The organism is Geobacter grbiciae (genome assembly GCF_018531165.1).
GTDB lineage: Bacteria > Desulfobacterota > Desulfuromonadia > Geobacterales > Geobacteraceae > Geobacter > Geobacter metallireducens.
In genome coordinates this window covers 1-25,095 of sequence record NZ_JAHDIW010000019.1, presented here as the reverse complement: position 1 = coordinate 25,095, position 25,095 = coordinate 1, and the positions used below count along the sequence as shown (strand labels likewise).

Genomic DNA, 25,095 nt, shown 5'->3' with positions numbered 1-25,095 from the left:
CAAAGGGCTTGATCTCCATGCGAAATACAACCTCAAACGCCGTATCCATCATCGTCCCGTCCCTGGATGAGGCTGAGGGGCTCGAACGCTTCTTCGCGATGCTCTCCGCCCAGCAGGGGGTCAGGTTTGAGCTGGTGATCGCCGACGGCGGCTCCACGGACGGAACGCCGGAGAGCGCCCGGAGGCTGGCCGCAGCAGCCCCCTTTGCGGCACAGGTCATCGAAGCGGGCAGGGGACGGGGGCGGCAGATGAATGCCGGCGCCGCGGCTGCCTCGGGCAACATTCTCCTCTTTCTCCACGCCGACTGCGCGCTCCCCGATCCCCTGGCCCTGCGGACCGCCCTGGATGTCTTCACGCAGACGGTTGCCGCCGGGGGAAGCCACCGGGTGGCCGGGCACTTCCGGCTCCGCTTCGAGCGCACAGATTCCGCCCCTTCCCTCCCCTACTATTTCTACGAGTGGAAGGCCCGGCTCCACCGGTCCGGATGCACCCACGGCGACCAGGGGCTCCTCCTCGGGCGGCGCTTTTTTGCCGAGGCAGGCCCCTTCGACGAGTCCTTCCCGATCCTGGAGGACGTGGGGCTGGCAGAGCGGATCGCGGCCCTGGGGGAGTGGCTGCTCCTGCCGGCAGAGATTGTCACCTCGGCCCGCCGCTTCGAGGCGGAAGGATTGCGGGAGCGCCAGACCCTGAACGCCCTCCTCATGAACTTCGCGGCCATGGGCTGGGATCCGTTCCTGGCGGAACTGCCACGCCTCTACCAGAGCCAGGACCGGGCCGGACGCCTCCTCCTCGGTCCGGTACTCCGCCTCATCGCCAGGTTGCTCCGCCCCCTTCCCCGCCGGGAGCGCGGGAGGCTCTGGCGCGAGACCGGGCGTTACGTGCGGTCCAACGCCTGGCAGATTCCCTTTTTCCTCGACGTGCGGCGCCACTTCCGGCAGGGGACGCCCGTGGGCGAAGGAGAGACGCCGCGCCTCGATCTCCACGACCGCATCTTCGACCGGCTCACCGACAACGGGGCCGGCCATCGGGCAACGGCGCTCCTGGTCTGGATCTGGTTCCGGCTGTCGCTCCTCCGGGAGCCCCTTACACCACCAGCCGCGCGAAATCCGGAAGGGAACGGATCGTGACCGGGCCGTGGCAGATGAAGTCACCATCCACCTGCACCGCCTTGTTGCCGCCGATGGTCACGGTATCGGCATCGAAGACCGTGACCCCCGCACCGGCGGCTCCGCGCCCGGCAGCCACCCTCAGGGCGAGCCGGAGGTAATCGCGCCGCCTCCCCCCTTCGACGCAGACCACCCGGAAGCGGGGCTCGAAGAGGCTCGCGCCGGGGGCCAGGACGAAGCTCCCGCCGTAGTGGGCCGCATTGCAGACGATGACGCTGTGGCAGGAGCGGCGCGCCCCCGCCGCTTCCACCTCCACGGGCCTCCCATCCCAGGCGGACAGGGTCCGCAGGGCCGAGAGGAGGTAGGCCCCCTTGCCGAAGCGCTTTTTCTCCTCGCCAATTACCCCCTCCACCACGAAGCCGTCGAACCCGGCGCCGGCCATGAGAAAGAAGCGGCGGCTGACGCCGAACCCTTCCAGGAGCCCCACCGACAGGGGACGGGCCTCTTGCCGGATGATCCGGCGCACCGCCTCGTCCACGGAGCCGATCCCCAGCTCCCGGGCGCAGACATTGGCGGTGCCCAGGGGGAGGAAGGCCAAGGTCGCCCTGCCCGGCACGAGGCCGTTGATGACGCCGTTCATGGTTCCATCCCCCCCGCCCGCCACGATAAAGGGATGATCCTCCTCCGCACAGGCCCGGGCGGCAAAGGCGGCGGCATCGTCGGGACCGCCGGTGAGGAGCACTGAGGGGGAGAAGCCGGCTGCGGCCAGGAGAGCCGTCACCCGGTCGACCAGTGACGCGGAATAGCTCCCCGACGTGGGATTGATGATGAGGGTGCAGGAACGGGGCACGAAACAACTCCTTGTGAAATGGCATGTGGCGGCAGTATAGCACCCCCCTCGGGAGAGGGACCACGATTTTGATGGACGGCCGTGTCAACCGGCATTCCCGATGGCGCGTTTTTGATATTATACGCTAACCCACCGAACAAAAGGAGGTACTGAGATGAAACGGATCAGTTTTGCGCTGGCGGCTGCCGCGGTCGTCGTCTCCCTTGCCGGAATCAACCAGGGGGCATGGGCCCAGATCGGGCCGGGAGATGGAGCGGGCATGGGTGCGGGAACGGGAGCGGGGACAGGGCCCAAGAGGGGCGCGGGCAAGATGCGGAAAATGGACCCGGAACGGATGCTCCAACGAATGGAGGCAAACCTCGGGCTCAGCGCCGAGCAGAAGGAGAAGATCAGGCCGATTCTCCAGGAGGAAATACAGGAGATGCAGGCCATCCGCAACGACACCACCCTCACCCGCGTCCAGAAGCGTGAAAAGATGCAGGAGATGCGCGACAAGTATCACGCAAGAATCGGTGAGCAGCTAACCGCCGAACAGCGCCAGAAAGCCGATGACATGCGGAAAAAGGCCAAGGAGCGGTGGGAAAAGCGGAAAAACCGGGTGAAACAAGGTCCGAAGCCGACGAGTGATGTCAAATAGCCCCTTCCGTTACACTGCAACCGAAGAAAAGGCCGCCCACGTGGGTGGCCTTTTTCTTCTCAGCGATCCTGTTTTTCGCCTCAGCTCCTTGACGGGAAAAGAATGTCAATTAATATTATTCAATACTTACTTTGTTGGATCGACGATGTAACCGGTAGTATTGGAGATTAGACCGCAAGATGCAAGGGAGGAGGAGTAGTGATGAAGGGGTTTATTAAGCTGTTTTTCGCCGCAATCGTTCTTTGCGCTTTAGTCGTCGGATGCGGGAGCGGAGGGGGTGGGGGAGGAGTCACCACCATCGATCTCATTCGGCCCGAAATATCCCAGACCCTGCCAGCCAACGGTGACACCAACGTGGGGACCACCTCCCCCATCATCATCACCTTCAGCGAACCGATGAATCAGGACTCTGTGAAAGCCGCCTTTTCATTGGCCACAGGTTCAACCACTATTCCTTGCACCTTCAGCTATAACGGCACCACGGCAACGTTCACCCCCCCTGCCCTCAACGGTAACACACCATATACCGCCACCATCGCCGCCACTGCCAAGGACATGGCGGGAAACAGCCTGGGAAGCGATCATGCCTGGACGTTCACAACCGGCATAGGGCCGGACACCACGCCGCCAACTGTCCAGTCCGTTGCACCGACCGGGTCCGGCGTCGGCATCAACTCAACCATCGCCATAACCTTCAGTGAACCGATGAATACCGACTCCGTAAAAGCTGCGTTCTCGCTGACCCCGACCGCGGACCCGACCAAGAAAATTTCCGGAACTTTCAGCTTCATCGGTGATACGGCGGTCTTTACACCGGACACTCTCCTTGACTATTCTACCTCCTATACAGTCACCATCGCTACAACAGCGACAGATCTGGTCGGTAACAACATGACAGCACTTCCCCCCTGGAATTTCACTACTAGACCACCTCCCGCCAAGGACACTGAAGCACCAATCATGAGTCCCGGATCAGAATTTCCCTTGGACGGCTCCACCGACGTGCCCCGCAATACGCCAATATCCGTCTCGTTCAATGAACCGATAGCCCCATTCTACTACGGCTCCATTAACGGTTACCCAACGAAGGTGGACATCGACTACACCACCAACACCGTCACCATGAAACCAACGACCCTGCTGACAGCCAACACTACCTACACGGTCTCCATCAGGGTGACAGACCTGGCCGGCAACTCAATGGCCACTACATCCCAGTGGCAATTCACGACAGGCGCTACCCCGACATCCCTTCCGTGAAACGGAGTGCGCCATGCACAAAAAGGGGGGACGATGCGCCGCATCGTCCCCCCTTTCCGTTCCAACCTCGGTGATGTTTACCCTACCCCAGCTTCCCCTTCAGGAACTCCAACCCCTTCTCCAGGAGCCCCCCTTCGGGGATTTGCCCGTCGGGGGTGAGCTTGTCGACGACGCCGGGAAGGAGCTCGGAGAGCTTCGAGCTCAGGTCGTCCGGGGAGATCCCCACTTTGGCGGCCAGGTTCTGGATAGTCTCGCTCCCGAGCCCTTCCTTGATCTGGTCGGCGTTGATGGGGAGGTTCTGACCCGTACTGACCCACGAGGAGATGATGTCACCGAGCCCCTTGTCCTTGAAGTTCTGGACAAGGCCGCCCAGTCCCCCCTGGCCGCCGAGCATCTCCATCACACCGCCGAGCAACCCCTCCTGTCCCTCTCCCTGACCGCCGCCCAGCATTCCCGTCGCCTTGCTAACCAACTCGTCAAGCAGTCCCATGATAATCCTCCTCTGTCCGTGATGGAGAAATCCAAAGCCTCGAGCGGGTTATTGTTCCTTGCCACCCTGCTTTGGCGCCCGGTAGCCCGCCTTGATGGCCTCGGACTCGGTCATGTAGCTACCCTTCTTGGTCTTGCCATACCAGCGGCTCCCTTCCTTGTGATAGACCTTGGAATCGGGGTTCACCCAGACCATCCCCCTGCCGACGGGAGGGACAGCGACTTTGGCGGGAGCAGCGGCCTTGGGCATCGCCGGGGTCTTGGCGGCTGGCACGGTCATGGTGGGCTTGGGCGCAGCCGGCATCGCCGGTTTTGCCGCTTTTGCGCCACCACCAACAGTGACGAGTGGGGAGATCTTCTCCACCGTCTTGGCCGGCAGCTTTGCCTTTGTTGAAAGCTCAGATGTCGAGGCGTAGGGACGGCCGGCCATGATCTTCTTGGCCGTTGCGGCGCCAACTCCCGGCAGCTTCTCCAGCTCCGCCTGGGTTGCGGTATTGAGATCAACCGTACCTGTGGCCACGGCTTTCACATCTCTGGCCTTCGGAGCCGCCAAGGCCGGCACCGAAACTGCCAACGCCACCACTGCCATCAGAGAAACAATCCAACGCGATACCTTCTGCTGCATACCTCCCCCTTTCATGTCCTGTCATGTAGTAAAAAAACTTCACCTTGCCAAATTTCAATAAATTAATATCAACATTCGCCGAAAAGTCAAGCAAAGCAAAGGATTGCGAGAACAACCTGCGCTCAACCCCTCGAAAAAATTACTCCCTCTCCTTGCGCAGAACACGGCCTCTGCTAGAGTAGATCAAAACGATCCGTCCCCACCGCGATACCCCTATTTAATGGCTCAGGAGGAGTCCTCGACCAGGAGCACCGCAGTACGTGTTACGCCAGGAGGGCGTCACCGGCTTCAGCGTCACCCGTTCCCTTTTCCGGTACAGGTACCTACCAGTCCGAACCGCTCAACATTTTTCATCGTTATTTAACGATTCAAGATTGGCGGCGCCTCTGCGCTCACGCCCCCCTGCATCCTGAATCTTCCGTTCCGTTTACGGTACGGCGTCCCGTTAGACGCCCTGCAACCGCACCCTGAGGAGGTAAGCCCATGTGCAACTACGACCCGGCCTCACCCGATGCATGTTGTTATCCCGAAACGATGGAGCAGTGGAACCAACCCACCTCGCGGCCGGGAGGGCTTCCCGTGGGCCCGGTGGTTCCCGGCCCGATCCCTCCCCCCATCCTCCGCAAGCGGCCGGTGAGCGGCCGCTACCGGAGCAGTGGAGCGCCGTGGATACTGGAACTGCGCGTGGATGTGGATCGCACCCGCCCCATGAACCGGGTGAGCGGCGACTTCTACCAGGTGAGCGGCGCCACGGTCAGCTACTTCGGCAGCTTCGTCGTCTCCTCCCCCACGGTCAGCGTCTCGACCACCACCGTGACCATCACCGGCACCGGCAGCTACTCCTACGGCACATCCTACCCGGTGATGCAGGTGGTGATCTCCCGCACCACCATCTTCCAGCCCATGGCCAACGCGACCCTGACCTTCTTCAGCACGGGAGGGGCCAAAGGGGCAACATACGTCTGCGCGTTCGAGTCGATCTACTTCCGCTCCGTGCAACTGGAGCAGGACAACGAGCAGGGTGTGACTCCCTTCAGCTCCTACAACACCGGCTCGCTCCCCGCCGGCGGCGCGGCCCGGACCCTTTCCGTTGCAGGCGCCTACGCCGAGGCCGGGGTCGAGATGGTCGCTGCCGGCACCACCGACACCATCCCCACCGCCGAGGCCGGAACAAATCTCAAATGGAGCGACAGCGAGCTCCACGCCTCCATGGTGAAGCACTTCTCCCTCTGGCATGACATCCCCCAGTGGAAGGCCTGGCTGTTCCACGCCTACGAGCACGAGAATCCCGGCCTCCTGGGAATCATGTTCGACCAACAGGGAAAACAGCGCCAGGGTGCAGCAACCTTCTACAAGGGGCTTGGCGGCGCCACGGCCCAGAAGCAGCGGCTGCAGCTCTTCGCGGCGGTTCACGAACTGGGACACACCTTCAACCTGCTCCATTCCTTCGGCAAGTCCGATGCCGTGCCGGCGGTGGCGAACCGGCCCAACGCCCTGTCGTGGATGAACTACCCCCACCTCTACCCGCCGGGTGGCGAGCCGGCCTTCTGGAACGCCTTCGGCTTCATCTTCGACGACCCCGAAGTGGTCCACCTGCGCCACGCCTACCGCAACGCCATCATCATGGGGGGGAACAACTTCACCGTCGGCTCGGCCCTGGAGGCGCTCCAGAATGAACAGGCCTTCGCCCAGCCGCTCATGGACCAGTCGGGGCTGAAGCTGGCCCTGGAGGCGCCGGCGAGCTTCCTGTTCGGCGAGCCGGTGGTGGTGGAGATCAAGCTGAAGGCAACGGACCTGAGCGGCCGGATGGCCCACGCACAGCTCCACCCCAGCCTGGGGTACGTCCGGATCGGCATCCGCAAACCCAATGGGCAGGTGGTGGCCTACGAGCCCCTCATCGAGCACTGCGATTTCTCGCCGCCGGTGAAACTCGACGCCTCCAGGCCAACCGTCTACGAAAGCGCCTACATCGGCTTCGGCAAAGGGGGCTTTTACTTCGACCAGCCCGGTTTCTACCATCTGCGGGCGACCTATCGGGCCCCCGACGGCTCGGAGATCGTCTCCGACACCCTGACCCTGCGGGTTCGCTCACCCCATGCGGCCGCCGACGAGGAAGTGGCCGATCTCTTCTTCGGCAACGAGCAGGGGACGCTGCTGAGCCTGCTCGGTTCCGACGCCGATGAACTCCGTGCGGGAAACGACGCCTTCGACCTGGTGATCGACAAGCACGGCAAGCACAAACTGGCGGTTTACGCCCGGCTGGTCCGGGGAATCAATGCGGGGCGGGCCTTCAAGACCATCACCGCTGACAAGAAGCTCACCGTCCGCAAGCCGGAGGCGGACCAGAGCGCCCGATTGCTGACGGCGGTGGCCGATGCCAGCGAGGCCGGTGTCGGGGTCGACAACATCACCCTCAACCAGTCGTTCCGGGCGCTGATCAAGGCGTACAGAACGGCCGGCAAGGAGAAAAACGCGAAGGATACCCGCGACCGGATGGTGGACACCTTCACGAAGAAGGGGCTGAAGCCAGCCGTGCTGCAGCAGATCACGGCCGAAGCCGACGCGGCCCTCGAGGAGTGAGAGCCGGATGCCCGCCCCTCCCCTCGCCGTCATACTGACCGGCCCCGCCACCCCCTGCCGGGTGGGGGAGCCGGTCGCCATCTCCGTGGAGGTCCGAAATGTCTCCGACCGCCCGCTTCGGATGGCGGGGGTTCTGGACGGCTCCGAGGCCGGGTTCCGTTTCCCCAAATACCGTCCGGTGATCAATGGACCGAACGCCGGCGAAGAACCCGGCAGCGTCTTCTGGTGCGGCACCGTGGCGCAGATCCATCCCCAGGACATGCGCTTGCTGATGCCGGGCGAGGGGTTTGATCCCCGCATGACCTCCAACGGAGCAGCCTTTCTCCCCCTGGCAGCCTTCCTCAACTTCCGCCCCGCGACGCCGGGGAGCTATCGGGTAAGCCTCACCATAGACACCACCGGCGTCGAGGAGGAATGGCTCGGCAGGCTAAACGTCCCCCGGGACGACGAGATCAAACGGTTACTCAAAGAGGTCCCCCGCGGAGAGTACGTCTCGAACACGCTGGACATAGAGGTACTACCGTAACCTGACCACTACAACGATGTGCGAAAGGAGGGATACCTGCACACGAACACCTCGCACCGATTGATAATAACGAGACTTGGCGAATTGCCACCATGAAAGGGAGGACCTGAACGATGAATCCAAACGAACAGCAGGGATACGGCGCAACACCGGAAGAGCAGGCATATCAGCAGGGGATGGCCGACGCGGCAGCGGCAGCCGGCGGATGCTGCTGCGGTTGCGGCGATGATCCGATTACCCACGCCTACTACCAGGGGATGGCCGACTATGAGGCATCATTGTCCGGCGGCGGAAGCGCCCAGGAAGGCGGCGATGATCCGGTCACCCAGGCATACTACCAGGGGATGGCCGACTATGAGGCGTCATTGGGCTATGGCGCGGAGGGAGGCGGGGACGATCCCGTGACCCAGGCCTACTACCAGGGGATGGCCGACTACGAGGCGTCATTGGGCTATGGCGCGGAGGAAGGCGGGGATGACCCGGTGACCCAGGCCTATTACCAGGGGATGGCCGACTACGAGGCGGCGCTCGGCGGTTACGGCGGGTACGAGGAGACATCAGATCCCTATGCCGATGCCTACTATCAGGGGATGGCCGACTACGAGGCAGCGCTCAGCGGTTACGGCGGGTACGAGGAGACATCAGACCCCTACGCCGATGCCTACTACCAGGGGATGGCCGACTACGAGGCGTCACTGGGCGGCTACGGCGGTTATGAAAGCGGGTACGGCACGGAAGCGGCAGGGCTCCCAACGCCTCCCTCTCCGATCCTCAGGCCGATCACCAGGCCCATCGAACGACCAATCACCCGTCCCATTGAGCGGCCTATCACCAGGCCCATCGAGAGACCGATTACCAGACCCATTGACCGTCCGGTAACCCGGCCCATCGAGCGGCCCATCACCAGGCCCATTGAACGGCCGATTACGCGACCCATTGAGCGGCCCATAACGCGGCCTGTCCAGCGCCCCATCACCAGGCCGATCGAGCGCCCCATAACGCGCCCCATCGAACGGCCGATAACCCGTCCCATCGAGAGGCCCTTGACCCGCCCCATGGACCGGCCTTTTACCCAACCCACTCCTCAAGGGGGATACGCAGCGGCACTCCCCCTCCCAAGGCCGATCACCAGACCCATCGAGCGTCCCATCACCAGGCCCGTCGAGCGCCCCATAACACGGCCCATTGACCGCCCGGTGACTCGGCCCATCGAACGGCCGATTACCAGGCCCATTACCAGACCTATTGACCGTCCGGTGACCCGTCCCATTGAACGGCCGATAACCCGCCCCATCGAACGGCCCATCACCAGGCCTGTTCAGCGCCCCATCACCAGACCGATCGAGCGCCCCATAACCCGTCCCATCGAACGACCAATAACCCGTCCCATCGAGAGGCCCTTGACCCGCCCCATGGACCGCCCCTTTACGCCGGTGACTCCGCAGGGAGGCATGACAGCGGTGTACCCCATCATCAGGCCAGGGGTGTTTCCGTGGACGCGGCCGCTGACACGGCCGATATTCTGGTAAAACCACACAGCCAACGGTAACCGACAACGGGAGGGGGGATTCCACCCCCTCCCACCCCTAGCCTACGGAGAACCCATGAAGAACGTACTGCTCATTTCCATGCCCTTCGCCTCCACCAAGTGGCCCGCCATCGGCGTGAGCCTCCTGAAACCGCGGCTCGAAGCCGAGGGGATCCCCTGCCACATCCGGTACTTCAACATCCTCTTCGCCCAGATGATCGGCTTGGAAACCTACGAGGACATCGCCATCTACCCCCGTTACATCTTCGGCGAGCGGCTCTTCGCCAAGGAATACTTCGGCAGCATCCTCCCCCCTGACGAGGAGTACCGCCGCTACCTGCAGAAGGTCTACAAGGGGCCGGTGGATGCCTCCTTCGACCGGCTCTTCGCGGTGGGCGCGCAGATCGGGCCATTCATCGACCGCTGCCTGGCGGAAGTGGCCTGGGATGACTACGACATCATCGGCTTCACCAGCATGTTCGAGCAGAACCTCTCCTCCCTCACCCTGGCACGGGCCATCAAGAAGCGGTACCCGGAGAAGACCATCATCCTCGGGGGGGCCAACTGCGAACGGGAAATGGGGGTGGAGCTCCACCGCCGCTTCCCGGAGATCGACTACGTCTGCTCCGGCGAGGCCGACGAGACCTTTCCGGAGCTGGTGAAGCGGCTGGCAAAGGGAGAACCGGTGGATTCGATTCCCGGCGTGGTGACCCGCCACGGAGGCGAGTCGGTCATGGCCCACGGCGCCCGGGTGGTGGAGAACCTTGACACCGTACCGGTCCCCGACTACAGCGACTACTTCCGGCAGATGGACCAGTCGGCCCTGCCGCCGGAGGCCTGCTATGAGATCCACATGGAGTCGTCCCGGGGCTGCTGGTGGGGGGCCAAGTCCCAGTGCAAATTCTGCGGGCTGAACGGCAAGGCGATCCGCTACCGCTGCAAGTCGAAGGAGCGGATCGTGGACGAGCTCCTCCACCTGATCGACACCTACGCGGTGCCCCACAATCTCAAGCTGATCTCCATGGTGGACAACGTCCTCTCCATGGACTTCTTCAAGGATCTCCTGCCGGAGCTGAAACAGCTCCAGCTGCCGGTGAAGCTCTTCTACGAGGTGAAGGCGAACCTGAACGAGGAGCAGGTGCGGATGCTGGCTGAGGCCAACATCGCCTGGATCCAGCCCGGCATCGAGAGCCTCAACACCCGCATCCTGAAGCTGATGGAGAAGGGGGTGACGGCGCTCCAGAACGTGCAGCTCCTGAAGCACTCCAAGCAGTTCGGCGTCTACCCCACCTGGAACATCATCTACCGCTCCCCCGGCGAGCAGCCCGAGGACTACCGGCAGATGATCGACCTGATCTACAAGATCACCCACCTGGCGCCGCCGGAGGGGTTCATCCCCCTCTGCATGCAGCGCTTCAGCCCCTACTTCAACAACCCCAAGGATTTCGGTATCGCCAGCATCACGCCGGAGGAGTCGTACCGGTTCATCTACCCCTTCGGGGAGGAGAGCATCGCCAACCTGGCCTACTTCTTCGACTTCCAGTTCGACGAGAAGGTTGCCCCGCCCCCGGGCTGGGACAAGGAGCTGGAGCAGGCGGTGGAGTTCTGGCGCCAGTGCGCCGAGCGGGGCGAGAACCTGGAGAGCAGGGCCGAGTCGACGGCTGACCTGGTGATCCGCGACACCCGCTCTACCGCGCGCCAGCTGCTGATGCACCTTGAGGGCTCCCACAAGGCGATCTACGAGTTCTGCGGCAGCGCCCGGGACTTCTCGTCCATCTACGGCTTCACCCGGGAGACCTTCAGCCGTTCGCCCGTGCGGGAGCGGGACGTGCGGGACTTCCTGGAGGAGATGGTGGCGCTGGACTACATGGTCAGCGAGAACTCCCGCTACCTGAGCCTGGCGATCCCGGCCTCCTGAGGTGACTGCCATGACCGAGGCCACCGCGCCGCCCGGGAAGGTGCTCCTGATCGCCATGCCCTTCTACTCCGTGAAGCGGCCCGCGCCGGGGATCAGCACCTTGAAGTCGATCCTCGGCCGCGAGGGGATCGGGTGCGACATCCGCTACCTGAACCTCCGTTTCGCCGCCCTGGCGGGGATCGAAACCTACGAGAAGATCTGCGACTACCTGGGGGACGACGGCGACACCCTCATTGGCGAGTGGTGCTTCGCCCGCCCCCTCTTCGGCCGGCTCCTTCCCGGCGTCGACGATGAGCTGCTGGCGGCGGGGCGGTTCCGGCAGGAGCCGGGGTACTCGGCGGAGCGGTTCCGGGCCGTCCGGGAACTGGCCGTCCCGTTCCTGGATGCCTGTCTCGCCGACATCCCGTGGAAAGAGTACCGGATAGTCGCCTTCACCAGCGTCTTCGAGCAGAACCTGGCGTCCCTGGCCCTAGCCCTGCGGGTGAAGGAACACTACCCGGATATCGCCGTCATCTTCGGCGGGGCCAACTGCGACGGCGCCATGGGGGTGGAGCTCCACCGGCAGTTCCCGTGGATCGATTACGTCTGCTCCGGCGAAGCCGACCTGAGCTTCCCGCTCCTGGTACGCCGGATTTTCGCGGGGGCGCAAGTGGGTGACATACCGGGGATTGTCTGGCGGGACGGAGACCAGTCGGTAGCCACCGGCCCGCCGCGGCTGGCGGAGGATCTGGACACCATTCCCCCTCCCGACTACGACGACTGGTTCGCCCAGCTCCGCCAGTGGCGGTTGCCAGCCCTCGCCAACCAGGGGGGCGGCATCCCCATGGAGAGCTCCCGGGGGTGCTGGTGGGGCGAAAAGTCCAAGTGCACCTTCTGCGGCCTGAACGCCGAGACAATCCATTTCCGCCGCAAAAGCCCCGACCGGACGGCGGCGGAACTGCGGGACCTCCACGGGCGATACATGAAGCCCCACGGCATCGGCCAGGTGACCATGGTGGACAGCATCTTCGCCATGGACTACTTCGAGGGGCTCCTGCCGAAACTGCGGGAGATGGCCCTGCCAGTGGGTATCTTCTACGAGACCAAGGCCAACCTCTCCCGGGAACAGGTGCGGGAGCTGCACCGGGCCGGGGTCCTCTGGATCCAGCCCGGCATCGAAAGCCTCTCCACCCATGTGCTGAAGCTGATGCGCAAGGGGGTGACGGCGCTCCGCAACATCCAGCTACTGAGGGATTGCGCCGAATTCGGCGTCCATCCCATCTGGAACTTTCTCACCGGCTTCCCGGGAGAGCAGGAAGAGGACTACCGGCAGATGATCTCCCTCATGGAGCGGGTGCATCACCTGCCGCCCCCCAGCGGCTTTTCGCGCTTCTGTCTCCAGCGTTTCAGCCCCTATTTCGACGAGGCGGAGCGCCACGGCATCCTCAACGTCCGCCCGAAGCCCTTCTACCGCCACCTCTACCCGGTGGACGATGGCGCCCTGGCCAACATCGCCTACTTCTTCGACTTCGACTACCGGCCCGACGTGGCGCCACCGGACATGGAGAAGCCCTTTTCCGCCGCGGTGACCCACTGGCAGGAAGCCCACGCCGCCGGTGCGGTTCTCTCGGCCGAAGCGCCCAGCACCGACACCCTGCGTATCACCGACGGCCGTCCCGGCGCCATGCACCGGCAGGTGACGCTGACAGGGCCCCAGCGGGAGCTTTACGCGGCCTGCAGCGTTATCCGCCCCGTGACCGATCTTGTGGCAATGATGCGTGAGCGCTTCCCCTCCGTTGCCATCCGCGAACGGGACGTGCGGGAGTTCCTCGACGACATGGTGGCCCTGGGTTTCATGGCGGCCGAGGAGGAGCGGTACCTGAGCCTGGCGGTGCCGGTGCAAGACAGGAAGAAAATAACTTCACACTCAAGGAGCATTTCATGACCGAGAAGAGACGATACCTGGTGGGTTGCCGCAGCGGCGCCGTTGTGCCGCGGGAGGTTGAAACCGCCCTGGAGAGCCTGGCCGCGGCGGCGGGGGCCAAGCCGCTCCGGGCCTTGAAGGGGGGGCAGCGGGTGCTGGAGATGACCCGCGAGGAGGCGGAGAAGCTCGCCTCACGGCGCCCCGACCTCATCGTGGAGGAGGACCGGGAACTGGAGCTCTACCACCCCATGCCGGGCCTCCCGCCGGCCATCCCCAAGGGCCCCGCCGTCACCATGCGGGTGAAGGTGACCGACGAGGCCGGAACGCCGGTGGCCGAGGCCACCGTCATCGCCGCCGGCAAGGAGGTGAGCTACCGGGGAAAAACCGACGCCAAAGGGGTGGCAAAGGTGATCGTCCACGAGCGGTTTCTCCCCTACGTCATCGCCTCGCCCTCGCAGGGGTTCTGGTCCCGCCTGGTGCCGTCGGTCACGGTTTCGGCAAAGGAGGAGCTGACGGTGACCCTGAAGAAACTCCCGGTCCGGGGGGGCTTCACCTGGGGGCATGGGGCCCTGGGGGTGGACCGGATCAGCAAGGCGTTCACCGGCAAGGGGGTCAAGATCGCGGTGATCGATTCGGGGATCGCCGACCACGAAGACCTGACAGCCGGCGGCGGCTTCAACACCCTTGACGGCCAGGACCCGGCCGCCTGGAATGTGGACGAAAAGGGGCACGGCACCCACTGCGCCGGCATCATGGCGGCCAGGGCCGACAACCGGGTGGGAATACGGGGAGTGGCGCCGGGGGCGGAGGTCTATTCCCTCAAGGTCTTCCCCAGTGGCAGGTTCAGCGACCTCCTGGAGGCGGTCAACTGGTGCATCGACAACTACATCGACGTCATCAGCATGAGCCTGGGAAGTCCCTGGCCGTCGGAGCAGGTGGCCCTGGTCCTGGCCGAGGCCCACGGCCGGGGAATCACCTGCGTGGCGGCGGCGGGTAACGACGGCGGCGCCGTCGGCTACCCGGCTGCCTTTCCGGAGGTGATTGCCGTTTCGGCCATAGGCCGCATCGGGACCTTCCCGTCCGACAGCGCCCACGCCCTGAAGATCAGCGACTATTACGGCCGGGACGGCCGGCATTTCTTCGCCTCCTTTTCCAACTGGGGGCCGGAGATCGCCGTCTGCGCGCCGGGTGTGGCGATTCCCTCCACCGTTCCCGACGGCTATGCCGCGTGGGACGGCACCTCCATGGCCTGCCCCTTCATTGCGGGGGTGGCGGCGCTCATCCTGGAGGCCTACCCGGAGATTCGGACCGGCGACGTCAACCAGCCCCTAGCGGTCCGTGACCTGATCCAGCGCTCCGCCGTGGACCTGGGGCTCCCCACCGGGATGCAGGGTGCCGGCATGGCCAGCGCGGCCCGTGCCTTGGGCGCGGCGCTGCTCCGGCGGCGGGCCGGGTCTGGTCCGAGAATGCAAGCGCGCAGGTAACAAAACGGGCCGTCCGATCATCGGGCGGCCCGTTTGCAGCATGCTGTCAAGATTCGCCAGCATCCGTTTCATGGTCACTGGCCTCCGTTCGTCGCAGCGGCGGGAAGCTCCTTCTTCTCCTCCTTGTCCGCCCCGAACTTCTTCAGGCTTTCCAGCATATCCCGAAGCCTTTTGTCCACCAAGCCGTTGATGGTCCCTTCCGGCCAGGTCCCGTCCTCCTGCCGCTCGCCGGCCGGAACGCCGGTGAGGATCTCGATCCCCTGGTCGATGGTCTCCACGCTCCAGATGTGGAACTTTCCGTCCTGTACCGCCTGGACCACCTCGTCGTTCAACATGAGGTGCCGCTCGTTGGTCTTCGGGATGATGACCCCCTGCTCACCGGTGAGCCCCTTGGACTTGCAGACGGCGTAGAACCCCTCGATCTTGAAATTGACCCCGCCGATGGGCTGCACCATGCCGAGCTGGTTCACGCTGCCGGTGACGGCGATCCCCTGCCGGATCGGCACGCCGGAGAAAGCGGAGAGGAGGCCGTAAAGCTCCGTGGAGGAGGCGCTGTCCCCCTCCACCCCTTCGTAGTTCTGCTCGAAGCAGATGGAGGCGGAGAAGGAAAGGGGTTTGTCGTGGGCAAACTTCCCGCCCAGGTAGCCGGTAAGGATCAGGACCCCCTTGTCGTGGATGGGGCCGGAGAGCTTCACCTCACGCTCGATATTGACCATGCCGGCCCGGCCAAGCCAGACCCGCGCCGTGACCCGGGAGGGGCGGCCGAAGGTGTGGTCAGCCAGTTGCATCACCCCCAGGCCGTTGATCTGCCCCACGATCTCGCCGTCCACGGCCGACAGGATGGTCCCCTCGTCGAAGAGCTCCTGCATCCGCTCCTCGATCCGGTTGCTCCGGTAGATCTTCTGCTCGATGGCCGTGGCCACGTGGGCATGGGTGACCGTCTGCCCCCCCGCCTTGCCGGCCCAGTAGCTCGCCTCGCGGATCAGGTCGGCGATCTCCATAAACTGGGAGGAGAGCTTCTCTTGGTCCTCCACCAGCCGGGCCGAATACTCGATGAGCCCGGCCACGCCGCTGCGGTCGAAGGGGAGGAGCTTCTCGTTCTTGCAGTGGGTGGAAACGAAGAGGGCATAGTCCTTCAGCACCTCCGGGGTGCGGGCGATGCGGCTGTCGAAATCCACCTTCACCTTGAAGAACTTCCGGTAGTCGGGCTCCAGGTGGTAGAGGAGGTAGTAGATCCACGGCGAGCCGATCATGATGATCTTGGCCTGGAGGGGTATTGCCTCAGGCTTCATAGAGACGATGGTGATGAAGCGGTACTGCTCCAGGGGGTCTTCGAACTTGATCTCGGCACTACGGATGCAGCGTTTCAACGCATCCCATGAGTAGGGGTTGACGAGGACCTCGCGGGCGTCGACGATGAGGTAGCCGCTATTGGCCCTGTGGAGCGCCCCCGGCTTGATCATGGTGAAGTTGGTGGTAGCCGTTCCCCCCATCTGCATGATGTGCTCGGTGCGACCGAAGAGGTTGCTGTAGGTGGGGTTTGGTTCGAAGACCACCGGCGCCCCTTCGGCGTCATGGTTATCGACGAAGACGTTCACCTGGTAGCGCTCGAAGGAGGGCTCCTGGCGGGGGAGCTTGAGCCCCGGAATAGGGGACTGGACCTGCTGCTGGGGCTTGAAGTCCTCCAGGTTGGCGATGATGTCCTCCTGAACGGTGTTCAGATACTCCAGAACCTTGGGGGACTCACCGTACTTCTCCCGGAGCGGATCGATGTGGTGCCCCACCGAGGCATTGCCCAGGTCCCGGTCCAGCTGGGCGAGGCTCTCCTTGGTCTGCTTCTCGTTGTCGCGCACCTGGCGAAGCACGTCGTTGAGCTTCTCGGTCAGTTCCTGCCCCCCCTCCTCCAGCTTCCCCTTCTCCTGGTCGCTAAGGGCCTCGTACTCCTCCTGGGTGTAGTTGCGCTCCTCCTTCTGGGGAACCATGACGAGCCCCGAGACGGTGCGCTGCAGGGCAAACCCTTTCTCCTGGGCCTCGGCCTCCAGCTGCCCAAACAGCTCGTTGTTCTTCTCCTGGTATGCCTCGACGATGGTGGCCTTGTTGTTCTCGTACTCCTTGCTGTCCAGGGCCTTGGGGATGATGGAGCGAACCGTGGTGATCAGCTCATCCATGTCCAGGGAAAGCTCGGTCCCCTTCCCTGCCGGCAGCGCGAGGGCAATGGGGAGGTCAGGGCTCTTGAAGTTGTTGACATAGACCCAGTCGGAAGGGATCGGCTCGGTCTTGGCCTTCTTCTTCAGGATATTCTTGATGGTGGAGGTGCGACCGGTGCCGGCCTCGCCGGTCAGGAAGAGGTTGAAGCCGCTCTCCCGGATGTCGAGGCCGAAGTCGATGGAAGCGAGCGCCCGGGCCTGCCCCAGGGTTCCTTCCAGCTCGGGGAGGTCGTCGGTGGTGGTGAAATCGAACTGGCCGGGATCGCAGGTCCAGCGGAGCTGCTCGGGAAGAAGTTTCCTCTGGCTGGGGAGTGGCATGACGGGCCTCCTTATTCATTGCATTTGAATTGAATAAGTATACCACGCCTTCAGGATTTGTAAGGTCAGGGGGCCGGTTCAGCCGTCTCAAGGAAAGGAAGCCGCTCGTCGAGGAGGAACGGAAACTGCCCGGCCACCGAACGGCGGACGTCACCCAGGGGGACGGGGCGACCGAGGATGGCGGAGAGAGAGGTGATGGGGCAGGCAACAATGCCACAAGGGTTGATGGAGCGGAAGGGGGCCAATTCGTTGGCGACGTTGAGGGCGAAACCGTGCATCGTCACCCAGCGTCGAACGCCGACGCCGATGGAAGCCAGCTTCCCCCCGTCGGTCCAGATGCCGGTGCGGCCTGGTTCGCGGCGGGCGGCGACGCCGAATTCGGCCGCCACAGTGATGAGTAGTTCTTCGAGGAAACGGAGGTAGCGGTGAAGGTCGCGGCCCCGGCGCCCCAGGTCGATGATGGGGTAGCCGACCAGTTGCCCCGGCCCGTGGAACGTCACGTCGCCGCCACGGTTGGTTTCCACCACCCGGATTCCGGGGTCGAGCACATTTTCCCGGCAACCGCCCCGACCAATAGTGTAGACCGGCGGATGCTCAACCAGGAGAAGCGTCTCCGGCGCCGTGCCGGCAGCCACCCCGGCCGCCAGTTTTTCCTGAATGGCCAGCGCCGCCTCGAACTCCAACTCCCCCAGGTCACGAATCATCATGCCGGGTCGGCAACGTTCGGCGGGACAGGGGGAGTTTCGCTGCCAAGGGTGAATGAGAAGCAGGCACCTTCCCCGGGCCTTCCCTCGGCCCAGATGATGCCACCGTGGCGATGGATGACCCGTTGCACCGTTGTCAGCCCGATGCCGATCCCCTCGAACTCTTCGGCGGAGTGGAGCCGCTGGAAGGCGCCAAAGAGCTTCCCCACGTACCGCATGTCGAACCCGGCGCCGTTATCGCGGATGAAATACACCGTCTCGCCGTTTGCCTCGGCGGTGCCGAACTCGATCCGCGCATCCTCCTTGTTGGCGGTGTACTTCCAGGAATTGTGAAGGAGGTTGGTCATGACCACCCCCATCAGCACGGGATCGGCATGCACCCGAACCCCTTCGGCGATCCTGAAGGCCACGCTGCGGGCAGGTTCGGACAGTGCGAGATCCTCGGCCACCTTGCGTACCATCTGCGACAGGTCGAGGGAAACACACCTCAGGGGCTCCCGCGACAGCCGCGACAAGTTCAGCAGCGCGTCTATCAGCTGCTCCATCTTGGCGGTAGCACCTCTGATCCGCTCAAGGTAACCGTGGGCCTCGTCGTTGATCTCCCGGCAGTAATCTTCCACTAGCATGGCGCTGTATCCCTCGATATGACGCAACGGAGCCCGCAGGTCATGGGATACCGAATAGCAGAAACTCTCCAGTTCCCGGTTGCTGGCCTCCAACTGGGCCGTCCGCTCATGGACCCGCCGCTCCAGTTCGGTGTTGAGCCGGCGGATCTCCTCCTCGCTCCGCAACCGCTGGATGGCAAGGGCCAAAAACTCCGACATCCGGCAGATGGCGCCGAGGTCCGTGTCCGTGTAATCGCGCGGCGGATTGGCGAGGGAAATCTGGGCGACGAGGGCGTGGCCGAATACCACCGGCACCGACAGGAACCGATGAACGGTGAGATGCCCCTGCGGCACCCCCGATGCGGCGCCATGGCAGGACGGATCGTTGGTGTAAAACGGTTTGCGCGTGTTGAGGGAGTGCCCCCACAATCCCCCATAGTGCCCGGTTGCATCGGGCATGAACGACAGTTTCCCTCCCGAGGAGGCAAAATAGTCACTCCTCTCCATCATGTCGGTGGTGAGATTCAAGTGCATGACGCCGGTTTCCGACTCGACGATTCCCACGTAACCGTGGTCGCTCCCGGTCAACTCCTTGGCCTTTTCCAGGACGATGAGCGCTATGTCCCTGAACGTGGCATAGGTGGAGATGAGGGGGGGATAGAGTTCGGCCAGGGCGGCGTCCACCCGCGCCTGCCACAGCAGCTTCTCGGTCCGCTCCGCCACTTTCCGCTCCAGGTCCTTGTAGAGGAGACTGTTGCGGAGCACGAGGGCCAGAACGCCCGAAAGCCGTGCCAGGGAGGCGTAGATGGTGTCGAAGCCGGTGCTCTCCATGACCCCCAGCAGCATGAGGACGCCGACCCTTTCACCGCCGGCATCGAGGGGGAAGACCAGGCTGTCGGATTCTTCCGCCGGGGCGAGAAGCTCCTTCGCCTCCGGCGGGCTCTCCCCGGACGACCAGACAACGGGCCCATGAACGGCATGGCTTCGTGCGGCAAGACGCCGCAAGGATTCCGGGCGCTCCCCCCCTTGCGCCCGGCCGGGGCAGACACTCACCAGTTCATACACCGGCCGCGCGGAAGACGGGACGCACTGCATCAGCGCCACAATCCGCACCCCGATCAGCTCGCGGATCTGCGCCGTGATGTAGCTGCCGCACTCCCCCGGGTTCTCCGCCAGCCGCAGGATATTCTCCAGCAACTCCACAAAGAGGAAATTCAACGACTTGTGATAGGAGTCGTCACTCATTGAAACCCTCCAGCGCCTTCCTGACGGCATCGGCCAGGCGATCGGGCGCAACCGCCTTAACCTCCACCGGCAATCCGACGTAACACCCTATCTCCGCAAGGGTTTCCGTCGGCACCGGCACCACTCCCGTATCGAGATAGATGATGCGCCGGTGCATCTCCTGCATGAAGAGCCGCGCGCTTTCCGGGGTAACGAAACCAAGCCGCTCCCGGAACACTTCCCGCCAGCGCGCGGTCCATTCGGGAAGCAGGAAAAAGGCCCCTTCTTTCCGCAACCGCCGGTATTCCTCCCTCCCCAGCACCAGCTCGCAGCAGTTGTGCCCCTTCACCCGGCAGACCCCCTCGCGGGACGTAAGCAGATCCATCCGGGCCTGGCAGTCGCCGAAGAGCAGCACGATGCGCTGCCCGGCGAGGGATTGGACAAGGGCCGTCAGGGCCTGCTCCAGACGTTCCGGCTCCATGTGGAGCATGGAATCCAGAAACCTCACGGGCCAGGGGAATTTCCCCGCCCGCCCGAGGGCCGCCAGCTCGTCACGGAAGATTCCGCAGCTGACGACCAGCACATCGGCCGGCATGGCTTCGCCCCTCACCGCCCGCCTCCGTGGCCCTCGACCGCGGCCCGCACGGCAAGAAGCGTTTCCAGCGGCGTGTCGAGGGGAACGTCCGCGGATGACGACGCCAGGACAAAGTGGGGGTCATCCCGGCGGTCGGCAAGGATCGCGGCGGCCCTCGCCCCTGCCTGTTCCGGGGTAAGCCGGTTCAGGACCGGCCCGTTCAGGTTGCCGAGGAGCAGCTTCTCCTCTCCCACGATGGAGCGGGCCTCGGCGAAGCTGTCGCCGGGGCCGATGACGAACCCCGCCACATTGGGAAGGGCCTTCATAAGCGGCAAGAACGGCATGGCCGGGTTGCCCCCGTGATGAAGGATGATGGGGATGGGGGTTCGGGCGAAGGCCCGTGCCAGCGGCGGGACGATGGAGCGGGAAATGACCGCGGGAGTAACGAGCGTCGGATTTGCCAGCATGAGGGGGATGGCGATGCAGGCGGCACCTGCCGCGGCCAGGGCCCCGACCATGGCCGCAAAGTGCTCCGTGGCGGCCGCCAGCACTGTTTCCGCCAGCGCCGGCTCGAAGAGGAGGGTTTCAAGCCATCCGTCGAGCCCCATGAGCATGGCCGGCAGATCCACCGGCGCGGTGAGGACCCCGGCCAGGGGAACGCTCCCGCAAAAATGGTCCGCCAGCCGCCGGACGCTCCCACGGAGATAGGCAAGGCCGGGGCAGGTATCAATGGCGGGAGGCGACAGGGATGCGGCGTCGCGGGGGGAACGGAAAGGATGCCGGCGGACCATGGGGGGGCCGTCGGAATGGTAGAGGAGTTCGGCGCCGTATGCCTCCGCCTCCAGGGCCAGGGCAAAAGGGCCAAAGATGACGTCGGGGGAAACGAGCTCGGCAACCCGCACCTGCCCTTGGGCGTAGAGGGCCGGATCGGCATAGTAGCGGGCCAGGGGGGCGTTGATCAGCCGGGCGCCGTAGAGACTCAGGGTCAGGGCAAAGGGAGGCCGATCAGGCTTTTCCCCGGTGAAGACGGCCATGATCCTCTCGGCGGCGGTCATTGCTCTCCCCCGGCGTCCAGCGAGCGTTCCCAGAGGGATTTGAAGAGAACAGGCGCATCCATGGCGCTGCCGGCCGTGCCATCGCCCCCCACCTCCGCCACCAGCTCGGGACGGACCTTGAAAACGGCCCCCCCCACCGCAAGCATGATCTTGCCGGAGAGTCCCCGCCGGTCGAGCTCGTCGCGCACCCCGCGGATTCCCCGGGCAGTGACGAACATCATGGCCGAGACCCCGATAACCCGCGCGCCCGCTTCCACGGCCCGGTCGACGAATTCGGCAGGGCTCACGTCGTTTCCCATGTCGATCACGGCCCAACCGGCGGCCCGGAGGAAGGTGCCGACCATGCCGCGGCCAAGGGAATGATAATCGTCCTCGATGTTGCCGATCACCACCGGCCCCTTGACCTCGCCGAACACCCCCTTCGGGGCGGCGGCCAGGGCCTTGTTCAGGATATCCTCGGCCACCTTCCCGGCCACAAAGCTTTGGGCCAGGGAGATAGCCTCCCGCTCCCACCGGTCGCCCACCGCCCGAAGAACCGGCTCAAGGATCTCCGCAATGGCGTCCCCATAGCCGTGAACTGCCGCCCACTGGTCCACGAGCCGGCTTGCCCCGTCCCGGTCGGCATCGTTGATACACCGCAACACTTCAGCAACAAGCTTCTGAAGCGTCGTCCCCTCTCTGGTCATATCAGGCATCGGCGCCGCCATGTTCACCCCGTTCATCGTGGACTACACTAAGCGATGTGAACTAAATGCCACAAAGTTGCAATTATTGCAACAACATCAGGACAGGTTTTTCAACGATGCGCCGGAACTCCCCGAGGAACTGGGCCACATAGGCGCCGTCAACGATCCGGTGGTCACAGGAGAGGGTCACCCGCATGGTCTTCGCCGCCACCACCCGGCCGTCCCGGACCACCGGGCGGTCAGCCACGTTCCCCACGGCCAGGATTGCCGCCTGGGGCGGGAAGATCACCGCTGCGAACTCATCGATGCCGAACATCCCCAGGTTCGAGATGCTGAACGTGCCGCCGGATATCTCCTCCTGGCTGATCCTGCCGCTGCGGGCCCGGTCCGCGAGGCGTACCGTTTCCAGGGCAATCTCCTTCAGGGCGAGCCCCTGGCACCCCTTCACCACCGGCACCAGGAGGCCGTCGTCCACCGCCACGGCGATCCCGATGTTCACCTCGCCGTGGGTGACGATCCGGTCGCCGGCGAAGGATGCGTTCAGCCTCGGATACTTTGCCAGGGCCATGGCCGCCGCCTTGACCACGAGATCGTTAAAGGTGACCTCGTTCCCGCTCCCCTTCAGCTCCCGGACGATCTCAACCCCCTCCTCCATGGCGATCTCCACCGTCTCGTAGAAGTGGGGGATGGTCTGCCACGCCTGGCTGGTGACGCGGGCAATGGCGCCCCGCATCCGCGACAGGGGTTCGCCCTCGCTCCCCTCGCCGGCGGCGACAGCACTCTCCGGTTTCGGTTTCTCCGTCAGGTACCGCTCCAGATCCTCCTGGAGAATCCTCCCCTCGGGGCCGCTGCCGGTCACGAGGCTCAGGTCGATCCCCCGCTCCCGCGCCATCCGCCTAACCACGGGGGCAGCCCGCTCACCCTCGCCGCGTTCCGCTTCCGGCGGGGCCGGTGCGGACGCCTTCTCCTCGGGAAGCTCCATGACCCGCTCCGGCACGTCACCCGCCGGAGCGGCAGGGGTTGCTTCCGGCGTCGGCTGCGGTTCGGCTTTCTGCGGCGACGGCTTCGACTCCTCCGGCGATGGCTTGGGCTCCTCCGGCGATGGCGTCGGCTTCTCCGGGGCGACTGGGGGAATCTCCCCGCCCGCGCCGATGACGCCGATCACCGTCCCCACGGCCACCAGCTCCCCCGGTTTCACCCGCTGCTCGGCGAGGGTTCCCGAGGCGAACGCCTCCAGCTCCATGGTGGCCTTGTCGGTCTCCACCTCGGCGATGATCTCCCCCCGCTCCACTCGCTCGCCCACGCTCTTCTTCCAGGAAACGAGGCGGCCTTCGGTCATGGTATCCGAGAGTTTGGGCATGGTGATATCGGTTGGCATCCGTGCCTCCTTATCCTTATTTATCAGTATTTCTGACTCAGGACATCCCGCACAGCCGCGGCAATGGTCTCAACCTGCGGGATGCAGAGCTTCTCGATCTTGCGCGAGTAAGGCATGGGGACGTCGAGCCCCGACACCCGCCGCACCGGCGCCAGGAGCCGGTCGAAGCACTCCTCGGCGATTATGGAGGCCAGGTGCCCCCCCAGGCCGGCGGCGCGCCAGCACTCCTCCACCACCACTGCCCGGCCGGTCTTTTTCACGGAGGCGACGAAGGTCTCCGTGTCCAGGGGCGAGAGGGTCCGCAGGTCCACCACCTCGCAGGAGATACCCTCCTTCTCCAGTTCCGCCGCCGCCTGCAGCGCCAGGATGGTCATGCGCGAATAGGCGACGATGGTGGCATCCTTCCCCTCCCGCTTCACCTCGGCCTTCCCCAGGGGGACCAGGAACTCCGGGTCGTCGGGCACCTCCCCCTTGCTGTTGTAGAGGAGCTCGTGCTCCAGGAACATCACCGGGTTGTTGTCGCGGATGGAGGCCTTCAGAAGCCCCCGGGCGTCGGCAGGCGTGGCCGGCACCGCAACGTGGATGCCGGGGCAGTGCATGAAGTAGGTCTCCAGGCTCTGGGAGTGCTGGGCCCCCAGCTGGCTCCCCCCGCCCCCGGGGGCACGGACCACCATGGGGAGGCGGGTCTGCCCCCCGAACATGGAGCGGATCTTTGCCATGTGGTTCACGATCTGGTCCATGGCCAGGAGGGCAAAGTTCACCGTCATCAGCTCCGCCACGGGCCTCAAGCCACCCATGGCCGCGCCGATGGAGACGCCGATGATGGTGTTCTCGGAGATGGGGGTATCCTTCACCCGCTCCTCGCCGAACTCGGCCAGAAGCCCCCTGGTCACCTTGAAGGAGCCCTCGTACAGGGCCACGTCCTCACCCCAGGCAACCACGGACGGGTCGCGCCGCATCTCTTCCTTCAGGGCCATGTTCAGGGCATCGCGGTAGGTCATTTCAGGCATAGGAAACCTCCGTTACTGTAACGCCAAAAGCCTGACCGGCCTGCTTTTGGGCCGGTCTTGGCGCTGGTTGAACGTTTCATTTCCGTTGCAGCTCTTTAGATATCTCTTTGAAAACCGGTCGATAATCAATCTTAGACGCTTCCATTGCATCTATTTTCTTGATGATAGAATCTGCAATTTTCCTGTTTTCCTCAATTTGCGTTTTGAGTTGTAACTCCTGGGTTTTGCTATTTTGGCTATTGTTGTAAACGCCATATAAACCAGTAAGAAGAGCGACAATTATCGCCGCCCAAGCTGCCACCAACTGCCTTTGGAACCTTCTTTCCTCATCGAGGACATATTTGTTTTTTGGAGTCTTTCGTTTTTTAGTTGAAGCGCCTTTGGTTGAGGAGTCCGCAGTGCTGGTGGACTTTCAGAAGGAAGTAGGC

21 protein-coding genes are annotated in these 25,095 nt (G+C 64.1%); 9 read left to right on the top strand and 12 right to left on the bottom strand.

Annotated elements, in window-relative coordinates; genetic code table 11:
- Positions 1-17 precede the first annotated feature (17 nt).
- Positions 18-1,127: a TIGR04283 family arsenosugar biosynthesis glycosyltransferase gene (locus KJB29_RS16805; protein WP_215735498.1), complete on the top strand. Its 1,110-nt coding sequence runs from the start codon at positions 18-20 to the stop codon at positions 1,125-1,127.
- Here KJB29_RS16805 and KJB29_RS16800 read toward each other — a convergent pair.
- Entirely contained in the window at positions 1,084-1,956 is an 873-nt protein-coding gene (locus KJB29_RS16800; RefSeq protein WP_215735497.1) for a diacylglycerol/lipid kinase family protein, read from the bottom strand. The two genes, KJB29_RS16805 and KJB29_RS16800, sit on opposite strands and share 44 nt — an antisense overlap.
- A 154-nt stretch (positions 1,957-2,110) precedes the next feature.
- Between KJB29_RS16800 and KJB29_RS16795 the strand changes: the two genes are divergently transcribed.
- Together KJB29_RS16795 and KJB29_RS16790 are read left to right on the top strand one after the other, a co-directional pair.
- Positions 2,111-2,593 (top strand): hypothetical protein, encoded by a 483-nt coding sequence (locus KJB29_RS16795; protein ID WP_215735496.1) that lies wholly within the window; start codon positions 2,111-2,113, stop codon positions 2,591-2,593.
- Between the two features lie 201 nt (positions 2,594-2,794).
- Positions 2,795-3,853, top strand: a complete 1,059-nt coding sequence (locus KJB29_RS16790) for an Ig-like domain-containing domain (protein WP_215735495.1) — start codon at positions 2,795-2,797, stop codon at positions 3,851-3,853.
- A gap of 82 nt (positions 3,854-3,935) precedes the next feature.
- Here the strand turns inward: KJB29_RS16790 and KJB29_RS16785 are convergent, their stop codons facing one another.
- Together KJB29_RS16785 and KJB29_RS16780 are read right to left on the bottom strand one after the other, a co-directional pair.
- Positions 3,936-4,343, bottom strand: coding sequence for a YidB family protein (locus KJB29_RS16785; RefSeq protein ID WP_215735494.1), 408 nt, complete (start codon positions 4,341-4,343; stop codon positions 3,936-3,938).
- Between the two features lie 48 nt (positions 4,344-4,391).
- Positions 4,392-4,967: a ComEA family DNA-binding protein gene (locus KJB29_RS16780; RefSeq protein ID WP_215735493.1), complete on the bottom strand. Its 576-nt coding sequence runs from the start codon at positions 4,965-4,967 to the stop codon at positions 4,392-4,394.
- Positions 4,968-5,450: 483 nt separating this feature from the next.
- Between KJB29_RS16780 and KJB29_RS16775 the strand changes: the two genes are divergently transcribed.
- The 6 genes from KJB29_RS16775 (at position 5,451) to KJB29_RS16750 (ending at position 14,906) form a co-directional block, all read left to right on the top strand.
- Complete coding sequence (locus KJB29_RS16775; RefSeq protein WP_215735492.1) at positions 5,451-7,547, top strand: hypothetical protein; 2,097 nt, start codon at positions 5,451-5,453, stop codon at positions 7,545-7,547.
- Positions 7,548-7,554: 7 nt separating this feature from the next.
- A complete protein-coding gene (locus KJB29_RS16770) occupies positions 7,555-8,073 on the top strand; it encodes a hypothetical protein (protein WP_215735491.1) in 519 nt (172 codons plus the stop codon).
- A 113-nt stretch (positions 8,074-8,186) separates the two neighbouring features.
- Complete coding sequence (locus KJB29_RS16765) at positions 8,187-9,602, top strand: hypothetical protein (RefSeq protein ID WP_215735490.1); 1,416 nt, start codon at positions 8,187-8,189, stop codon at positions 9,600-9,602.
- 75 nt (positions 9,603-9,677) lie between these two features.
- Positions 9,678-11,519: a RiPP maturation radical SAM C-methyltransferase gene (locus tag KJB29_RS16760; RefSeq protein WP_215735489.1), complete on the top strand. Its 1,842-nt coding sequence runs from the start codon at positions 9,678-9,680 to the stop codon at positions 11,517-11,519.
- 10 nt (positions 11,520-11,529) lie between these two features.
- Complete coding sequence (locus KJB29_RS16755) at positions 11,530-13,443, top strand: RiPP maturation radical SAM C-methyltransferase (RefSeq protein ID WP_215735488.1); 1,914 nt, start codon at positions 11,530-11,532, stop codon at positions 13,441-13,443.
- Positions 13,440-14,906: a S8 family serine peptidase gene (locus KJB29_RS16750; RefSeq protein ID WP_215735487.1), complete on the top strand. Its 1,467-nt coding sequence runs from the start codon at positions 13,440-13,442 to the stop codon at positions 14,904-14,906. The genes KJB29_RS16755 and KJB29_RS16750 overlap by 4 nt, the downstream gene beginning before the upstream one ends.
- A 74-nt stretch (positions 14,907-14,980) precedes the next feature.
- On the opposite strand, the gene KJB29_RS16745 is transcribed toward KJB29_RS16750, so the two are convergent.
- The 9 genes from KJB29_RS16745 to KJB29_RS16705 form a co-directional block, all read right to left on the bottom strand.
- The gene (locus KJB29_RS16745; protein ID WP_215735486.1) at positions 14,981-17,431 is read right to left on the bottom strand and encodes a Lon protease family protein; all 2,451 of its coding nucleotides are present in this window, start codon (positions 17,429-17,431) and stop codon (positions 14,981-14,983) included.
- A 65-nt stretch (positions 17,432-17,496) separates the two neighbouring features.
- Complete coding sequence (gene lipB / locus KJB29_RS16740; RefSeq protein WP_215735485.1) at positions 17,497-18,138, bottom strand: lipoyl(octanoyl) transferase LipB; 642 nt, start codon at positions 18,136-18,138, stop codon at positions 17,497-17,499.
- The gene (locus tag KJB29_RS16735; RefSeq protein ID WP_215735484.1) at positions 18,135-19,985 is read right to left on the bottom strand and encodes a GAF domain-containing protein; all 1,851 of its coding nucleotides are present in this window, start codon (positions 19,983-19,985) and stop codon (positions 18,135-18,137) included. The genes lipB and KJB29_RS16735 overlap by 4 nt, the downstream gene beginning before the upstream one ends.
- Positions 19,978-20,574, bottom strand: a complete 597-nt coding sequence (locus KJB29_RS16730) for a DUF1638 domain-containing protein (protein ID WP_343213576.1) — start codon at positions 20,572-20,574, stop codon at positions 19,978-19,980. Before KJB29_RS16730 ends, KJB29_RS16735 begins: the two co-directional genes overlap by 8 nt.
- The gene (locus KJB29_RS16725; RefSeq protein WP_215735483.1) at positions 20,571-21,593 is read right to left on the bottom strand and encodes a uroporphyrinogen decarboxylase family protein; all 1,023 of its coding nucleotides are present in this window, start codon (positions 21,591-21,593) and stop codon (positions 20,571-20,573) included. The genes KJB29_RS16730 and KJB29_RS16725 overlap by 4 nt, the downstream gene beginning before the upstream one ends.
- Entirely contained in the window at positions 21,590-22,315 is a 726-nt protein-coding gene (locus KJB29_RS16720; protein WP_246561816.1) for a cobalamin B12-binding domain-containing protein, read from the bottom strand. The genes KJB29_RS16725 and KJB29_RS16720 overlap by 4 nt, the downstream gene beginning before the upstream one ends.
- A gap of 46 nt (positions 22,316-22,361) precedes the next feature.
- Complete coding sequence (locus KJB29_RS16715; protein WP_215735482.1) at positions 22,362-23,657, bottom strand: dihydrolipoamide acetyltransferase family protein; 1,296 nt, start codon at positions 23,655-23,657, stop codon at positions 22,362-22,364.
- 23 nt (positions 23,658-23,680) lie between these two features.
- Positions 23,681-24,667, bottom strand: coding sequence for an alpha-ketoacid dehydrogenase subunit beta (locus KJB29_RS16710; RefSeq protein WP_215735481.1), 987 nt, complete (start codon positions 24,665-24,667; stop codon positions 23,681-23,683).
- 76 nt (positions 24,668-24,743) lie between these two features.
- Positions 24,744-24,968 carry a hypothetical protein gene (locus KJB29_RS16705; RefSeq protein ID WP_215735480.1) on the bottom strand — a complete coding sequence of 75 codons (225 nt, stop codon included), beginning with the start codon at positions 24,966-24,968 and terminating at the stop codon, positions 24,744-24,746.
- Positions 24,969-25,095: the final 127 nt, after the last annotated feature.

Coding starts and splice junctions, on each gene's coding strand:
- KJB29_RS16790 (WP_215735495.1), top strand. CDS start 2,795: ATGAAGGGGTTTATTAAGCTGTTTTTCGCCGCAATCGTTCTTTGCGCT.
- KJB29_RS16770 (WP_215735491.1), top strand. CDS start 7,555: ATGCCCGCCCCTCCCCTCGCCGTCATACTGACCGGCCCCGCCACCCCC.
- KJB29_RS16760 (WP_215735489.1), top strand. CDS start 9,678: ATGAAGAACGTACTGCTCATTTCCATGCCCTTCGCCTCCACCAAGTGG.
- KJB29_RS16765 (WP_215735490.1), top strand. CDS start 8,187: ATGAATCCAAACGAACAGCAGGGATACGGCGCAACACCGGAAGAGCAG.
- KJB29_RS16755 (WP_215735488.1), top strand. CDS start 11,530: ATGACCGAGGCCACCGCGCCGCCCGGGAAGGTGCTCCTGATCGCCATG.
- KJB29_RS16720 (WP_246561816.1), bottom strand. CDS start 22,315: ATGAACGGGGTGAACATGGCGGCGCCGATGCCTGATATGACCAGAGAG.
- KJB29_RS16745 (WP_215735486.1), bottom strand. CDS start 17,431: ATGCCACTCCCCAGCCAGAGGAAACTTCTTCCCGAGCAGCTCCGCTGG.
- KJB29_RS16750 (WP_215735487.1), top strand. CDS start 13,440: ATGACCGAGAAGAGACGATACCTGGTGGGTTGCCGCAGCGGCGCCGTT.
- KJB29_RS16715 (WP_215735482.1), bottom strand. CDS start 23,657: ATGCCAACCGATATCACCATGCCCAAACTCTCGGATACCATGACCGAA.
- KJB29_RS16805 (WP_215735498.1), top strand. CDS start 18: ATGCGAAATACAACCTCAAACGCCGTATCCATCATCGTCCCGTCCCTG.
- lipB (WP_215735485.1), bottom strand. CDS start 18,138: ATGATGATTCGTGACCTGGGGGAGTTGGAGTTCGAGGCGGCGCTGGCC.
- KJB29_RS16735 (WP_215735484.1), bottom strand. CDS start 19,985: ATGAGTGACGACTCCTATCACAAGTCGTTGAATTTCCTCTTTGTGGAG.
- KJB29_RS16710 (WP_215735481.1), bottom strand. CDS start 24,667: ATGCCTGAAATGACCTACCGCGATGCCCTGAACATGGCCCTGAAGGAA.
- KJB29_RS16775 (WP_215735492.1), top strand. CDS start 5,451: ATGTGCAACTACGACCCGGCCTCACCCGATGCATGTTGTTATCCCGAA.
- KJB29_RS16780 (WP_215735493.1), bottom strand. CDS start 4,967: ATGCAGCAGAAGGTATCGCGTTGGATTGTTTCTCTGATGGCAGTGGTG.
- KJB29_RS16785 (WP_215735494.1), bottom strand. CDS start 4,343: ATGGGACTGCTTGACGAGTTGGTTAGCAAGGCGACGGGAATGCTGGGC.
- KJB29_RS16795 (WP_215735496.1), top strand. CDS start 2,111: ATGAAACGGATCAGTTTTGCGCTGGCGGCTGCCGCGGTCGTCGTCTCC.
- KJB29_RS16725 (WP_215735483.1), bottom strand. CDS start 21,593: ATGACCGCCGCCGAGAGGATCATGGCCGTCTTCACCGGGGAAAAGCCT.